Origin of the sequence: Nocardioides sp. Kera G14 (genome assembly GCF_020715565.1) — a bacterium.
Classification (GTDB): Bacteria; Actinomycetota; Actinomycetes; order Propionibacteriales; family Nocardioidaceae; genus Nocardioides.
On record NZ_CP085839.1, the window covers coordinates 177625 to 192895 of the forward strand.

A 15271-nucleotide genomic window follows, 5' to 3' on the forward strand; every position below is an offset into this window, starting at 1 on the left:
CCGTGGAATCCTGAGAAGCCGCCCCGAAGATGCTCAGGTGGGACATCGCGGGGAGAATGACCGGGTGCCTGACATCGACAGCTCGATCGACACCGGGTCCGCACCTGCCTCGGAGGCGCTCTTCGCGCGGGCCCAGGCGGTCACACCTGGCGGGGTGAACTCGCCGGTCCGTGCCTTCAACGCCGTGGGCGGGACGCCGCGCTTCATCGCGTCGGCGGAGGGTGCCTGGCTCACCGACGTCGACGGCAACCGGTACGTCGACCTCATCTGCTCCTGGGGGCCGATGCTCCTCGGCCACCGGCACCCGGAGGTCGAGGCCGCGGTCACGGCGGCGATCCAGCGGGGGACGTCGTACGGCACGCCCACGACCCCCGAGGTCGAGCTCGCGGAGGAGATCGTCGGGCGCACGCCCGTCGACGAGGTCCGCTTCGTGTCGTCCGGCACCGAGGCGACGATGTCGGCGATCCGTCTCGCCCGCGGCTTCACCGGCCGTGACGTGATCATCAAGTTCGCCGGCTGCTACCACGGGCACGTCGACTCGCTGCTGGCCTCTGCCGGCTCGGGCCTGGTGACCTTCGCGGTGCCTGGGACTCCGGGCGTCCCGGCGTCGTCCACCGAGCTCACACTGGTGCTGCCGTACAACGACACCACCGCTCTCGAGGCGGCCTTCGCCGAGCACGGCCCGCGGATCGCGGCCGTGATCACCGAGGCCGGCCCCGGCAACATGGGCGTCGTCCCACCGGCGCCCGGCTTCAACCAGCTGATCTCGACCCTCTGCGCGAAGCACGGCGCGCTCTTCATCTCCGACGAGGTGATGACCGGCTTCCGGGCGACTCGCGACGGGCACTGGGGCCTCGACGGCAAGGTCGAGGGCTGGCGCCCCGACCTGATCACCTTCGGCAAGGTGATGGGCGGCGGCTTCCCGGCCGCGGCGTTCGGCGGCCGCGCCGACGTGATGCGGACGCTCTCGCCGGTCGGTCCGGTCTACCAGGCCGGCACGTTGAGCGGGAACCCGGTCGCGACGACCGCCGGACTCACGACGCTACGCCTCGCGACCGAGGAGGTCTACGGCCACATCGCGCGTGCCGCAGACGTCGTGAAGCAGGCCGCCTCCGGCGCACTCGATGCGGCCGGTGTGGCCCATCAGGTCCAGAGCACCGGCACGATGTTCTCGATCTTCCTCACCGAGGCTCCGGTGACGAACTTCGACGAGGCGAAGACGACAGACGAGACGGCGTACAAGGCCTTCTTCCATTCGATGCTGGCGGATGGGGTCTACCTGCCGCCGAGCGCCTACGAGGTGTGGTTCCTCAGCGCCGCGCACGACGACGAGGCGCTCGACCACATCGTCAACGCGCTGCCCAAGGCAGCCCGCGCAGCCGCGGCGGTGCAGCGATGACGACGCCTGACACGATCGTCCACCTGCTCCGGCACGGTGAGGTCTACAACCCCGACGGCATCCTCTACGGACGCCGTGACGGCTTCCACCTCTCCGAGCGCGGTCGTGCGATGGCCGAGCACGTCGCCGGTGCGATCAAGGACCGCGACATCACGCACATGGTGTCCAGTCCGCTGGAGCGTGCGCAGGAGACCGCCGCGCCGCTCGCCGCCGCGCGAGGGCTCGAGGTCCAGATCGACGAGCGCGTCATCGAGTCGGCCAACGACTTCGAGGGCATGGTCTTCAAGGGTCCGAACAACGCGCTGAAGAACCCGCGGATCTGGCCCAAGCTGTGGAACCCCGCCCGACCGTCGTGGGGTGAGCCGTTCAAGGAGATCACCACCCGGATGCTCGAGGCGATCGGCGACGCGCGCGCGGCCGCCGAAGGCCACGAGGCGGTCATCGTCAGCCACCAGTTGCCGATCTGGACGGTGCGCCTCTTCGTCGAGGGACGCTCCTACATCCACAACCCGCGCAACCGGCAGTGCACGCTCTGCTCGCTCACGTCCTTCCACTTCGTCGGCGAGGAGTTCCAGCAGGTCTCCTACAGCGAGCCGGTGCTCAACATGATCCCCGTCGAGCAGCGCGACGACCCCTTCAGCGCCGGCGGTCAGCGCCCCTGATGCACTCGGTCATGCAATCTCGCCGGCTCCTCGTCGTACCTCTGCTCGCCATCCTCGCCCTGGTGGCGGGGTGCAGCGACCTGTCGGGCACGCAGGGCGGCGCCTACGTCACGGGCGACGGGCAGATCAAGGTCTGGCCGACGGCGAAGCGCGGCGAGCCTGTCGACCTCACCGGAGACACCCTCGACGGCGGCACCTGGAGTGCCAAGGACAACCGCGGCAAGCCGGTGGTGGTCAACGTGTGGTGGAGCAACTGTGGCCCCTGCCGCAAGGAGATGCCGATGCTCCAGGCCGCCGCCGCGGACCTCGAGGGCAAGGCGACCTTCATCGGCGTCAACACCCGTGACAACTCCGCCGACAACGGCATCTCCTTCGAGCGGTCGATCGGCGTCAGCTATCCGTCTCTCTACTCACCCGACGGTGCCGCGCTGCTCGCCCTGCCCGGCCTGCCGCGCGCCCTGCCCTCGACCGTCGTGCTGGACGCCGACGGCCGGATCGCGGCCACCGTCTCGGGTCAGTTGCCCTCCAAGCTCACGCTCACCGAGCTCGTCGGCTGTATCGCCGACGACCAGGCGAGCGACGACTGCAAGGTGAAGTCGTGACCGAGTGGATCAAGCAGACGACGGGTGACGGCTCCTTCGCGCTGGCCGCCCCGATCGCCATCCTGCTCGGCCTGATCTCGTTCCTCTCGCCGTGCGTGCTGCCGCTGCTGCCCGGCTACCTCTCCTACGCCACGGGCCTGTCGGGTGCCGATGTCGCGTCGGGAAACGTACGTCGTGGCCGGATGCTCCTCGGGTCCCTGCTGTTCGTCCTCGGCTTCACCGTCGTCTTCGTCGCCGGTGGCGTCGCGGCCGGAACGGTCGGCTTCTGGTTCTCCTCGCACGAGGACCAGCTTCAGATCGTGCTGGGTGTCTTCACGATCATCCTCGGCCTGGCGTTCCTCGGCGCGATGCCGATCCTCCAGCGCGACGTGCGCTTCCACCGGATACCTGCCGTCGGCCTGATCGCCGCGCCGCTGCTGGGCGTGCTCTTCGCCGTCGGCTGGACACCGTGCATGGGGCCGACCCTCGGCGTGATGTTCAACCTCGCCGGCACGTCGGGCACCGCCGTGCGCGGTGGCCTGCTGCTCGCGCTCTACAGCGCCGGCCTCGGCCTGCCCTTCGTCGGGTTCGCGCTGCTGTGGCGTCGTGCCCTGGGTGCGCTCAGCTTCATCCGCCGCCACATCGCGTGGGTCACCCGCCTCGGCGGCCTTCTCTTCATCCTGATCGGCCTCGCGCTCCTCACCGGCTGGTGGGACTACGCGGTGGAGTGGATCCAGGGACATCTCGTCAGCGACTGGTGGTCGACAAGCCTGTGACACACACGCAACCCGCTCCGGACGATCGCCGCCCGGGCGAGCTCAACGCGCGCGAGCTCGCCCGCTGGTCGTGGCGCCAGCTCACGTCGATGCGCACGGCCCTGATCCTGCTGCTCCTGCTGGCCCTGGCCGCCGTACCCGGTTCGCTCATCCCGCAGTCCGGCGTCGACTCGCTCAAGACCTCCCAGTGGCAGGAGGCGCACACGCACCTCACGCCGATCTACAAGCGGCTCGGGCTCTTCGACGTCTACTCCTCGCCGTGGTTCGGCGCGATCTACATCCTGTTGATGATCAGCCTGATCGGCTGCATCATCCCGCGGCTCTTCGTCTACTGGCGGGGGCTTCGCGCCCAGCCTCCCGTCGCGCCACGGCACCTGACGCGGATGGCCGACTCGTCGTCGTACGTCACGACGGAGGTGCCCGCGGACGTGCTCGACCGCGCTCGCGTGGTCCTGCGGAAGAAGCGCTACCGGCTCCGACGCGACGCCGAGGACTATGTCTCGGCCGAGAAGGGCTACCTCCGCGAGGCCGGCAACCTGCTCTTCCACCTCTCGGTGATCCTCGTGCTGGTGGGCTTCGCGATGGGCTCGCTGCTGGGCTACAAGGGCGGTGTGATCGTCGTGGTCGGCAAGGACTACGGCTTCTCCAACACCCCGCAGCAGTACGACGACCTCGACCCCGGCTCGCTCTTCGACTCGTCCCGGATGGACCCGTTCACGTTCCACATCGACAAGTTCGACGTCGACTGGCTCACCAGCGGGCCGCGCAAGGGGATGGCCCGCGCCTTCGACTCGAAGCTCTCCTACTGCCCGCAGTCGAGCTGCACGGCGGCGGAGGAGAAGAGCTACAACCTGCGGGTCAACCACCCCCTGACGATCGGGTCGACCGAGCTCTTCCTCATCGGCCACGGCTATGCGCCGGAGATCACGATCCGCGACGCCAAGGGCAAGATCCTCTTCACCGGGCCGCAGGTCTTCCTGCCGGAGAACGCCACGTTCTTCTCCTTCGGTGTCGTGAAGGGGAGCAACACCCCGAACGTGAAGGACCAGATCGGCCTGCAGGGCGTCTTCTACCCGACGTTCATCATGGACGACGCCGGCAATCCCACGACGCTGATGGGCAACGACCTCAACCCGCTGATCTCCATGCAGGTCTGGGCTGGTGACCTCAACCTCGACGCCGGACCGCAGTCGGTCTACTCCCTCGACACCTCCAAGTCGAAGCAGGTCATGACCACCGATCCGACCACCGGCAAGGCGAAGCCGCTGCGCCTGGACATGCAGGTCGGACAGACGGTCACGCTTCCCAACGGTCTCGGTTCCGTCAGCTTCGACGGTGTCGTGCGCTGGAACAAGATCCAGATCAGCCAGCAGCCCGGCAAGTACCTCGCACTCGGCGGCGTCCTGCTCTGCCTGCTGGGGCTGCTCGGGTCGCTCTTCATCCGTCCCCGCCGGCTCTGGGTTCGCGCCACCGCGTCCGAGGAGGGCACACTGGTCGAGATCGCCGGGCTCGATCGGTCCGGTGGTGACGACACCGCCGCCGTCATCTCCGATCTCGTCTCCCGGCTGCAGCAGAAGGAGCAGGCATGACCTCCCCCCAGTGGGACTCACTCTCGAGCCACGCGATCGGCGCGGCCGGTGTCCTCTACTTCCTCGCCCTGCTCTGCCATCTCGCCGAGTGGGCCGCCCTCGCCGGCACCCGGTCGCAGGCCGTACGTCGCGAGCTCGTCACTCCCGACGGGTCGGCTGCCGCGGGCGGCGTCACCTGGGTCGACGGGGAGGCCGCGCGTGACGAGAAGCGCGAGTTCCGCCGTGAGTTCTCCGCGCGACTCGGCATCCTGTTGACCGTCCTCGCGGTGCTGGTGCACCTGGCGGCGCTGGTCTCGCGCGGCATGGCCGCCGACCCGCACCGCGTGCCGTGGGGCAACATGTACGAGTTCACGATGTCGGGCACGTTCGTCGTGGCCGCGGCCTACGTGCTGCTCTACCGCCGCCTCACCCTCGCCTGGATGGCGCCGCTGGTCCTGACCTTCGTGCTGGTGGTCCTCATGGTCGGTGGCATCTGGCTCTACGAGCCGGTCGCTCCGCTGACCGAGGCGCTCAACTCCTACTGGCTCGTGATCCACGTCGTCTCCGCGATCCTCGCGACCGGCGCCTTCACCCTTGGTGGCATGGCCTCGGCGGTGTACCTCGTGAAGCGTCGCGTCGGCTCCCGCGAGGTGAAGGGCTTCTGGGGCGGCTGGCTCTCCCGCGTCCCGGAGCTCCCGGTGCTCGACCGCGTGGCCTACCGGATCCACGCCTTCGCCTTCCCCGTCTGGACGTTCGCGGTCCTGATCACGGGACCGATCTGGGCGCACCAGGCCTGGTCGTCGTACTGGAACTGGGATCCCAAGGAGGTGTGGGCGTTCATCACGTGGGTCGTCTACGCCGGTTACCTCCACGCCCGCGCTACCGCGGGTTGGAAGGGCCGCAACGCCGCGATCCTCGCGCTCGTCGGTGTCGCCACGCTGTGGTTCAACTTCATCGGCATCAACTACTTCAGCTCGACGTCGCAGCACTCGTACGCCTTGCCAGCGACGAGCCATGTCGCCGGAAAGGCAGCGCTGTGAAGGAATTCGCCCTCTACACGGTGATGCGTCTCGCCGTCTTCCTCGCTTCGTTCGCGATCGTCGCGGGTCTCTGGGCGATCTTCAACCACGGCAGTGTCCCGTGGCTTCCCGCCGTGGTGATCGCCGCGATCGTGTCGATGATCGTCTCCGTCCCTCTGCTCAACCGCCAGCGCCAGGAGTTCGCCGCCAAGGTCGGTGCCCGTGCCGAGGCCGCCCTCGAGCGGGCCCGCACCCGCGAGGACACCGAATAGGCAGTCCCGCACCGCCGAATCCGGGGTTTCCTACCCTCGAGTCCGGGGTTTCCTCATGCCCAGTCCGGGGTCAGGCCAGCACCAGCGGTACGGCGACCAGAACCGCCCAGGCCAGCGTGGCCTTGCCGGTCGCACCCAGAGCCGGGATGAGCGCCGGCCCGACCGCACCGCCGAGCACCGCACGCAGAGCGGGCCGAGCGACCACGGTGAAGAGCAGCGCGACCAGCACCCACCAGGTGGTGGCCGCGGCGAGCGGCACGACGGCGACCGCGGCCACCGCGATCAGCCCGGCGTAGAGCAGTCGGGTGCTGTGGTCCCCGAGGATCACGGCGAGGGTGCGCTTGCCACTGGCAGTGTCGGTCGGGATGTCGCGGAGGTTGTTCGTCAGGTTGATCGCGCAGATGATCGCGCCGAGGGCGACTGCGATCACGAGCGCTGTCCAGGACCACGCCTCGGCCTGGACGTCATAGGTGCCGATCACGGCGACCAGTCCGAAGAAGACGAAGACGGCGACCTCGCCCAAGCCCGCGTAGCCGTATGGCTTGGAGCCGCCGGTGTAGAACCATGCGGCGAGCATGCAGGCGAGACCGACGGCCACCAGCCACCACGCGGTGGTCGCGGCGAGCACCAGTCCGGCCACACCGGCGACACCCAGCGCGAGGAAGGCCGCGCGCTTGACGGCGTTCGGCGTTGCAAGTCGGGTGGCCGTCAGTCGGAGTGGTCCGACCCGCTCGTCGTCCGTCCCACGGATCCCGTCGGAGTAGTCGTTGGCGTAGTTGACCCCCACCTGCAGCGCGAGGGCCACGACGAGGGCGAGCAGCGCCTTCCACCACACCAGTTCGTCGTCGTACGTCGCCAGGGCGGTGCCGGCAATGACGGGACTCAGCGCTGCCGGGAGGGTGCGCGGACGTGCGCCTTCGATCCACTGCGAGGGGGTTGCCACGAGGGTTCATTCAACACCTCGGGGACGCGAGCCCCGATTCGACCGCAGGAAAGCCGGAACTCGACCTCCGGATACGGTGAGTCACATGGATAACGCCAGCCCCACCGCCTCGGAGGTGGTCGGGCGCGTGGAGGCGTGGTTGGCGGTCGACGGTGAGCCCGAGCCGTGGGTGGTCGAGACGTCCGGATCGACGGGCACGCCTAAGCAGGTGCTGCTCTCTCGGCGTGCGGTCCGGGCCTCGGCCGCGCTCTCGGCCGCGCGTCTGGGCGGCTCCGGCCGCTGGATCCTGGCGCTGCCGCCGTCGTACGTCGCCGGGCTGAACGTCATTGCCCGCTCACTGCTGGCCGGGTCGGCCCCCGTCATCCTCGGCGACCGCGACTTCGGGGAGGCAGTGCGCGAGGCCGGGCCTGGGGCGTTCCTCTCGGTGGTGCCGACGCAGCTCGCCCGTCTGCTCCCCTCGCACCCGCGGGAGCTCGCGACGCTGCACACCGTGCTGCTCGGCGGCGGGCCGATCGACCCTGCCCTGCGGGTCCGCGCAGCCGATGTCGGCGTCAACGTGGTGGCGACCTACGGCTCGGCAGAGACCTGCGGTGGCTGCGTCTATGACGGGGTACCCCTCGACGAGGTCTCCGTCGCCATCGCCGACGACGGCCGGGTGCGCATCTCCGGGCCCACGCTGGCCGACGGCTACTCCGACCCGGCATTGACGGCCGAGTCCTTCGTCGACGGCTGGTTCCTCACCTCGGACGCGGGCCGGGTCGAGGACGGGCGGCTGCAGGTGTTCGGGCGGATCGACGACATGGTCATCACCGGCGGCGTGAACGTCCCGGCTCCCGCCGTCGCCGCCCGCCTCCGCCAGCATCCCGAGGTCGCCGAGGCCGAGGTGCTCGGTGTCCCCGATGAGGAGTGGGGCAACCGCCTCGTCGCCTTCGTCACCCTCGCCGAATCCGGCCTTTCCTCCCGCCGAATCGGGGCTTTCCTGACGCCGAGTCCGGAGTTCCTCTCCGAGATCCGCGACTGGGTCGCGGCCGAGCGTCCGCGATCGTGGGCACCGCGGCAGGTCGTCGTACTCCCTGAGATTCCGTTGCTCCCCAACGGCAAGATCGACCGCCAGCGGCTCAAGGCCCTGGTCGAGTCAGGAAACCCCCAACTCGTCGCAGGAGAGCCCGGACTCGGCCGCAGGGGAGGCGGGATTCGGTGAACGTCTTCTCGATCGCGATGCGGACGAGATTTCGGGGCATCACGGTGCGCGAGGGTGTCCTGATCCGCGGTGAGGTGGGCTGGGGGGAGTGGAGCCCGTTCCTGGACTACACCGACCCGGCCGAGGTTCGGCCCTGGCTGGCCGCGGCCAAGGAGAGTGCGGTCCTCGGCTGGCCGACGCCGTTGCGTGACAGGGTCCCGGTCAACGTGACCGTCCCGGTCGTCCCGCCTGAGAAGGCGCAGGAGATCGTCCGCAACGGCGGCTGCCGCACGGCCAAGGTCAAGGTCGGCGAGTCGACGCTCGCCGAGGACCAGGCCCGCCTGGAGGCGGTGCGGGACGCGCTCGGCCCCGACGGCCGGATCAGGATCGACGTCAACGGACTGTGGGACGTCGACCATGCGGTCGAGGCCATCGGACTTCTCGACCGCGCCGCCGGCGGCCTCGAATATGTCGAGCAGCCCGTCGCCTCGGTCGAGGACCTCGCCGTCGTACGCCGACGAGTCGACGTCCCGATCGCCGCTGATGAGTCCATCCGGCGGGCCGAGGACCCCTATCGGGTCAAGGCCCTGGAGGCCGCCGACATCGCGGTCCTCAAGGTCCAGCCGCTGGGAGGAGTGCGGGCGTGCCTCGAGATCGCCGAGCGGATCGGCCTGCCCGTCGTGGTCTCCAGCGCGCTGGAGACCAGTGTCGGGATCGCGGCCGGCGTCGCCCTGGCGGCAGCGCTCCCGGAGCTGCCCCACGCCTGCGGGCTCGCGACCGTCCAGCTGCTGACGGACGACGTCGTCGTGGAGCCGTTGCTGCCGGTCGACGGGTTCCTCCGGGTCACGCATCCTGTCGTCGACGAGGTCGCCCTCGAGCGCCTCGCCGCCACGCCCGACCGCGTCGCGCATTGGAAGGCCCGCCGCCTCGCGGTGGATGATCTTGGGTCGTGAACCCCTCCACTGAGCTGGCCCGCGCGGTCGTGACGGCCCTCATCGAGGCCGGCGTCCGCGAGGTCGTGCTCGCCCCGGGTTCGCGCAACGCCCCCCTCTCGTACGCCGTCCACGACGCCGACGCCGCCGGACTGATCCGCCTCCACGTCCGGGTGGACGAGCGCAGCGCCGCCTTCCTCGCACTCGGCCTCACCAAGACCGGCAGCCGTGCGGCCGTCATGTGCACGAGCGGCACCGCCGTCACCAACCTCCACCCCGCACTGCTCGAGGCCGCACACGCCGGGGTCGCCCTGGTGGCGGTCACGGCCGATCGACCGGCGCGGCTGCGGGGGACTGATGCCAACCAGACGACCGACCAGGTCGGCGTCTTCGGTCCGCTGATCCCGACCGACGACCTCGCGTCCGCTGTCGACGTGGACAGTACGCCGGTCTGGGAGGCGACCGGCCCGACCCACTGGAACGTCCAGTTCGACGAGCCGCTCCTGCCCGAGGACGTCGACGAGGTCTGGACCTCGACGGCCTCCCCGCGACCCGCGCATCAGTGGCCGACGCCGCGGATCCTGGAGTCCATCGACGCCGGCCTTGGCTCGCCCCGGACGGTCGTCGTGGCCGGCGATGACGCCGGCCCCGCCGCCCGCCGACTCGCCGAGGCCGCCGGCTGGCCGCTCCTCGCCGAGCCCTCGAGCGGTTCGCGCACAGGAGCCCACGCCCTCCGGGCCTACCGCCTCCTGCTCGCCGACGACAGTCTCCGCAAGGGCATCGAGCGGGTCGTCGTCTACGGCCACCCCACGTTGTCGCGCCCGGTCTCGCGCCTCCTGTCGGACCGGAGTGTCGAGGTCTGGGCGGAGGCCCGGCGTACGGCATGGGGCGAGCGGTCCTTCCCCGTCGCCCGCACCTTCCGGACCGAGCTCCAGGTGAACCCAGTCCCCGACTCGCCCTCAGGAAACCCCGGACTCGAGTGGCTGGCCGAGTGGCAGGCCGCCGACCGGGCTGTCTCCCGCCAGCTCGACGCCCTCCTCGCCGAGCAGCAGGAGATGACCGGCCACCAGGTCGCCGCCGCGGTCGCCGCAGCGATCCCACCCGGCAGCCAGTTGGTGGTCGGACCCAGCAACCCGATCCGCGACCTCGACCTCATGCACCGCCCCACTCCCGTGGGCGAACGCCGCAAGATCCTGAGCAACAGGGGCCTGGCCGGCATCGACGGCGTCGTCTCCACGGCGATCGGCGCGGCACTCGGGCGCACCGAGGCGCCGACGTACGCTCTGATGGGTGATCTCACGTTCCTGCACGACGCCAACGGCCTGATCATCGGACCAGGCGAGCCGCGGCCGGAGAGCCTCACGATCGTCGTCGCCAACGACGACGGAGGCTCGATCTTCGCGACGCTCGAGCAGGGTGCACCCGAGCGCCAGCAGAGGTTCGAACGTGTCTTCGGCACCCCGCACGGCACGAGCATCGAGCAGCTCTGCGCTGCCACGCGGACGCCGTACGCCCGCGTCACGACGCCCGGAGAGCTGGCCCAGATCCTGCAGAGCCCCAACGGCGGCGTCGAGGTGGTTGAGGCGGTCATCTCCCGCACAGCCCGCCGAGAGCTCGACGAACAGATCCGGGAGTTGCGCGCATGAAGCGCCTCGCCCTCGCCATCGTCGCAATGGTGGTGATCCTGATCGCGGCCGTCCTCATCGCCACACGCCTGCCCGACCACACCGACTCCTCTGAGGCCGATGACGTCGTGAGCGCCGGTCAGATCAGGGCCGAGCGCGTCCGGATCCGGGTCAACGGTGTCCGCAGCAGTGCCGTGACCCCGCTGCGTGCTGGTGACCTGATCACCCTCCACGCCGACGTCACCACGACTGGCTCGGCGTCGCAGTGGATGCGGACGGCGCTGGACTTCTCGGGCACCGATCCGGAGCTGGCCAAGCACCTGTACGTCTACGACGGCCCGCTCCCCACCGGCGTCGGGCTCAAGGCCGCCGTCGACGTCACCGACACCGTCACCTTCCCCGGGTACGTCGGCACCGCCGATGTCCCGCGACTCGCCAACCCGCCCATGGTTCTCAACGGCGCGGATGAGAGCGAGGCCGCAGGGCTCGAGGAGTATCCGCTCGCTGTCGCGATCTACGTCGACCCCGCGACTCCGAAGGAGCTGCTCGAGCGACCACTGGCGATGACCGCCACGGTCCAGTCGTCGGCGTACCGCGCGCATCCGGGGGAGCCCGCGAACGGTGACTGGAGCGCAGGTCCCCAGCTCCCCGTGCAGTGACCACGGGATGACCACGGGGATGACTAGGGTGATCCCATGCGGATCACGAAGTTCGGGCACGCCTGCGTGCGTGTCGAGACCGAGAGCGGCACCCTCCTCTTCGACCCCGGCATGTTCGTCACGCCGGAGGTCTTCGACGGCGTCGACGCCGTGCTCATCACCCACGAGCACCCCGACCACTACCTCCCCGACCTGCTGACGTCGACTGACGCACCGGTCTTCACCATCGACGCCGTCGCGGCGAAGATCAACGACGAGGCTCCGGAGGTCCGGGAACGCACCACGATCGTCACGCCCGGCCAGGGCTTCGAGGCTGCTGGCGTCCAGGTCACCGCGGTCGGTGAGCTGCACGCGGTGATCCACCCCGAGATGCCGCGCTTCTTCAACTCCGGCTACCTCGTCGACGCCGACGGTACGTCGGTCTTCCACCCGGGTGACGCGCTCACGGCGCCTGAGGGCGTCACACCGGGCGTCCTCCTGGCACCCTCGTCGGCTCCGTGGGCACGCAGCTCCGAGCTGATCGACTTCGTCCGCTCGGTCGGCGCCGCCCGCAACCTCGCGATCCACGACCGGATCTACTCCGACGTCGGCGCGGCCATCTTCGACCAGCAGATGAACGGCCTCATCGGTGAGGGCCAGGCCTGGTCCCGGCTCGCCGACGGCGCCGATCTCTGACCCCTGCCTCCCCCACCTCGAGCCTGACAGGACCTGCCATGCCGATCTTCGCCGTCACCTACGTCTACGAGAACAACCCCGAGGGCCTCGCCGAGCTGCGTCCCACCCACCGCGACTTCCTGATCAGCCAGGACGGCCTGCTCCTGTCGGGCCCGACCGACGACAACGGGGCGCTCCTCCTCTGGGAGGGCAAGGACGCCGGTGAGGTCGAGACCGTCCTCGACGACGACCCCTTCTGGACCGAGGGGCTGATCGTCGAGCGCAACATCGTCGGCTTCGAGCCCAAGTCCGGTCCCTGGCTCGAGCCGCTCGGCCTCGACTGAGGGTGCCCCACTACCCTGAGAGGGTGCCGCCGTCCCTCGTCGTGACCTCCCGTCCGATCGAGCTGGACGAGGCAACGGATCTGATCTGTCGCCTGCCCGCTGAGGGACCGCTCTCGTGGGTCCGCCGCGGCGAGGGCCTCGTCGGCTGGGGCGTTGCCGCGTCCGTCCGTACGTCGGGTCCGACCCGTTTCGCCGACGCCGCGAAGTGGTGGGCTGAAGTGGCCGCCCAGGCCGACGTCGTCGACACCGTCCACGAGCCCGGCTCGGGGCTGGTCAGCTTCGGCTCCTTCGCCTTCGCCGACAACGGTGTGGACTCGGTGCTCATCGTTCCCGCGGTGCTCATCGGGCGCCGTGGCGAGGAGGCCTGGCGCACCGACATCACGGTGGGGCCGGAGCCACAGCGGATCGACGAGTCGAGCACCGTCACGCTCAGCGTCGCGCCGCCGCCCACGTTCACCGAGGGGCCGGGCTCCCTCACGCCGGGCCGGTGGACCGAGGTCGTCGCCGAGGCCACGGCCCGGATCAACCACGGTGAGCTCGAGAAGGTCGTCCTCGCCCGCGACATCACCGCCACCAGCGACGGCCCGATCGACCCCCGCCGGCCGCTCGCGTTCCTGGCCGAGCACTACCCGATGTGCTGGACCTTCCACGTCGACGGCCTCTTCGGCGCGACGCCGGAGCTCCTCGTCCGCCGCGAGCGGGGCCTGGTCACCTCCCGCGTCCTGGCCGGCACGCTGAGCTCGATCGATGCGGGCCCGACGGGCGAGGCGCACCCCGAGACCCTCGCCGGCGAGCTGTCGCGGTCCAGCAAGGACCTCGAGGAGCACGAGTACGCCGTCCGCTCGGTGGCCGACGCCCTGGAACCGCACTGCTCCTCCATGAACGTGCCGGAGGCGCCGTACGTCCTCCACCTGCCCAACGTCATGCACCTGGCCACGGACGTGACGGGGGTGGCCCGTGACGGGATCACGAGCCTCGAGCTCGCCGCGGCGCTGCACCCCAGCGCGGCGGTCGGTGGCACCCCACGCGCGGCTGCGCTGGCGCTGATCGAGGAGCTCGAGGGCATGGACCGTGGGCGGTATGCGGCCCCCGTCGGGTGGATGGATGCGGGTGGCGACGGCGAGTGGGGCATCGCCCTGAGGTCTGCCCAGATCGAGGGCCGGACGGTGCGCCTCTTCGCCGGCTGCGGCGTGGTCGGGTCCAGCGACCCGGACGCGGAGCTGGCCGAGTCGAACGCCAAGCTCGTACCGGTGAGATCCGCCCTCGGCCTCTGAGGTAGCGTGCGGAGGCGTGAACAAGCATCGCGTGGTCCTGCCCGGCCTCATCGTCGGAGCGCTGCTGCTGGCCCTGGTCGCGGTGTTCGCGATCTTCCTGCCGAAGGTCGAGGGCAAGACCGGTGACCTCACCCTGCCGGCGACGCTACCCGGCGGCTACGTCGCCGCCGACCGTCGTGAGGCGTACGAGTCGCTGACGTCCGCCACCGACGCCGACAAGGCGAACTACGTCACGAGCCAGGTCAACGCCGGCAAGTTCGCGGCGAAGTCCTACAAGGCGATGGGCGTCGAGGGTGTCTCCCGCAACTACCTCACCAAGGACGGCCAGCAGTTCGTCGCGGTCCAGCTGATCCGCGCCCAGGGCGGTGCGATCTCGCCGTTCCTCTTCACCGACCCGAAGACCGCCGAGCAGGGCACCCAGCTCGACCACTACGTGAAGGCCGGCGACGCGACCTGCATCGAGACGGGCACCTCCGACGGCGCCGGCAAGGTGCAGCAGTCGGTGATCGAGTGCCAGAAGAGCGAGGACGGCCTCACCCTGCAGGTCACCACCCAGAACTCGATCAGTGCCGTCGGCAAGCTGATCGACGCCATCTGGGACGACGTCGCCTGACGATGGCCCGCGCCGACCTCGACAAGCAGCCCGCCGATGTCCGGCGCATGTTCGACGCCGTCGCGCGTCGCTATGACCTGACCAACGACGTCCTGTCGATGGGGCAGGACAGGCGGTGGCGGCGTGAGGTCGTCGCTTCCGTGGACGCCAAGCCCGGTGAGATGGTCCTCGACCTCGCTGCCGGCACCGGTACGTCGTCGCAGCCGTTCTCCGACGCGGGGGCTGTGGTGGTCCCGACGGACTTCAGCGTCGGCATGCTGAAGGTCGGCAAGAAGGCCCGCCCGGCCCTGCCCTTCACAGCCGGCGACGGCACCCGCCTGCCCTATCGGGATGCGACCTTCGACGCCGTCACGATCAGCTTCGGGCTGCGCAACATCGTCGACCCCGAGGCCGGCCTGGCCGAGCTGCGTCGCGTGACCAAGCCGGGTGGGCGGCTCGTGGTCTGCGAGTTCTCGCACCCGACCAACACGCTCTTCCGGACGGTCTACATGGAGTACCTCATGAAGGCCCTCCCTGCCGTCTCGCGCGCCGTCTCCTCCTCGCCCGACGCCTACGTCTATCTCGCCGAGTCGATTCGCGCGTGGCCCGACCAGGAGGGTCTCGCCCGCCTGATCCGGTCGGCGGGCTGGGCGCGTCCGCAGTGGAAGAACCTCTCTGGCGGCATCGTCGCCCTCCACCGCGCCTCCGCGTAAAGGCGGAGCGTCGCCGGCGTTGCCGACGCTCGACGACCGCTTCGCTCCAAGGTCGTCTTCGCGACGGCGCCTTGGCGC

Annotated in this window: 17 protein-coding genes; 16 read left to right on the forward strand and 1 reads right to left on the reverse strand. The window is 70.1% G+C overall.

The window, feature by feature from the left end:
- The first annotated feature begins 64 nt into the window (after positions 1 to 64).
- Genes hemL through LH076_RS00915 form a run of 7 tightly spaced genes read left to right on the forward strand, consistent with a single transcriptional unit; the run spans position 65 to position 6277 of the window.
- Positions 65 to 1399: a glutamate-1-semialdehyde 2,1-aminomutase gene (gene hemL, locus LH076_RS00885; RefSeq protein ID WP_227782092.1), complete on the forward strand. Its 1335-nt coding sequence runs from the start codon at positions 65 to 67 to the stop codon at positions 1397 to 1399.
- Entirely contained in the window at positions 1396 to 2061 is a 666-nt protein-coding gene (locus LH076_RS00890) for a histidine phosphatase family protein (RefSeq protein WP_227782093.1), read from the forward strand. Before hemL ends, LH076_RS00890 begins: the two co-directional genes overlap by 4 nt.
- 11 nt (positions 2062 to 2072) lie before the next feature.
- Entirely contained in the window at positions 2073 to 2663 is a 591-nt protein-coding gene (locus tag LH076_RS00895; protein WP_227782094.1) for a TlpA disulfide reductase family protein, read from the forward strand.
- On the forward strand, positions 2660 to 3418 hold the full coding sequence (locus LH076_RS00900; protein WP_227782095.1) for a cytochrome c biogenesis CcdA family protein: 759 nt from the start codon (positions 2660 to 2662) through the stop codon (positions 3416 to 3418). The genes LH076_RS00895 and LH076_RS00900 overlap by 4 nt, the downstream gene beginning before the upstream one ends.
- Positions 3400 to 5007 (forward strand): cytochrome c biogenesis protein ResB, encoded by a 1608-nt coding sequence (locus tag LH076_RS00905; protein ID WP_227782096.1) that lies wholly within the window; start codon positions 3400 to 3402, stop codon positions 5005 to 5007. Before LH076_RS00900 ends, LH076_RS00905 begins: the two co-directional genes overlap by 19 nt.
- A complete protein-coding gene (ccsB, locus tag LH076_RS00910; protein ID WP_227782097.1) occupies positions 5004 to 6026 on the forward strand; it encodes a c-type cytochrome biogenesis protein CcsB in 1023 nt (340 codons plus the stop codon). The genes LH076_RS00905 and ccsB overlap by 4 nt, the downstream gene beginning before the upstream one ends.
- Entirely contained in the window at positions 6023 to 6277 is a 255-nt protein-coding gene (locus LH076_RS00915; RefSeq protein WP_227782098.1) for a DUF4229 domain-containing protein, read from the forward strand. The genes ccsB and LH076_RS00915 overlap by 4 nt, the downstream gene beginning before the upstream one ends.
- A gap of 70 nt (positions 6278 to 6347) precedes the next feature.
- Here the strand turns inward: LH076_RS00915 and LH076_RS00920 are convergent, their stop codons facing one another.
- The gene (locus LH076_RS00920) at positions 6348 to 7220 is read right to left on the reverse strand and encodes a 1,4-dihydroxy-2-naphthoate polyprenyltransferase (protein WP_227782099.1); all 873 of its coding nucleotides are present in this window, start codon (positions 7218 to 7220) and stop codon (positions 6348 to 6350) included.
- 85 nt (positions 7221 to 7305) lie between these two features.
- Here LH076_RS00920 and LH076_RS00925 point away from each other — a divergent pair, with 85 nt between their 5' ends.
- From LH076_RS00925 to LH076_RS00965, 9 genes are read left to right on the forward strand one after another with little or no spacing between them, the layout of a single operon-like run.
- Complete coding sequence (locus LH076_RS00925; protein ID WP_227782100.1) at positions 7306 to 8421, forward strand: AMP-binding protein; 1116 nt, start codon at positions 7306 to 7308, stop codon at positions 8419 to 8421.
- A complete protein-coding gene (locus tag LH076_RS00930) occupies positions 8418 to 9353 on the forward strand; it encodes an o-succinylbenzoate synthase (protein WP_227782101.1) in 936 nt (311 codons plus the stop codon). Before LH076_RS00925 ends, LH076_RS00930 begins: the two co-directional genes overlap by 4 nt.
- Positions 9350 to 10978, forward strand: coding sequence for a 2-succinyl-5-enolpyruvyl-6-hydroxy-3-cyclohexene-1-carboxylic-acid synthase (gene menD / locus LH076_RS00935; protein ID WP_227782102.1), 1629 nt, complete (start codon positions 9350 to 9352; stop codon positions 10976 to 10978). The genes LH076_RS00930 and menD overlap by 4 nt, the downstream gene beginning before the upstream one ends.
- Positions 10975 to 11616: a hypothetical protein gene (locus tag LH076_RS00940; RefSeq protein ID WP_227782103.1), complete on the forward strand. Its 642-nt coding sequence runs from the start codon at positions 10975 to 10977 to the stop codon at positions 11614 to 11616. The genes menD and LH076_RS00940 overlap by 4 nt, the downstream gene beginning before the upstream one ends.
- Positions 11617 to 11652: 36 nt before the next feature.
- Positions 11653 to 12291, forward strand: coding sequence for an MBL fold metallo-hydrolase (locus LH076_RS00945; RefSeq protein WP_227782104.1), 639 nt, complete (start codon positions 11653 to 11655; stop codon positions 12289 to 12291).
- 38 nt (positions 12292 to 12329) lie between these two features.
- Entirely contained in the window at positions 12330 to 12614 is a 285-nt protein-coding gene (locus LH076_RS00950) for a YciI family protein (protein ID WP_227782105.1), read from the forward strand.
- A gap of 23 nt (positions 12615 to 12637) precedes the next feature.
- Entirely contained in the window at positions 12638 to 13888 is a 1251-nt protein-coding gene (locus tag LH076_RS00955; protein WP_227782106.1) for an isochorismate synthase MenF, read from the forward strand.
- Positions 13889 to 13904: 16 nt separating this feature from the next.
- A complete protein-coding gene (locus tag LH076_RS00960; RefSeq protein WP_227782107.1) occupies positions 13905 to 14501 on the forward strand; it encodes a hypothetical protein in 597 nt (198 codons plus the stop codon).
- A gap of 2 nt (positions 14502 to 14503) precedes the next feature.
- Entirely contained in the window at positions 14504 to 15193 is a 690-nt protein-coding gene (locus LH076_RS00965) for a demethylmenaquinone methyltransferase (protein ID WP_227782108.1), read from the forward strand.
- Positions 15194 to 15271: the final 78 nt, after the last annotated feature.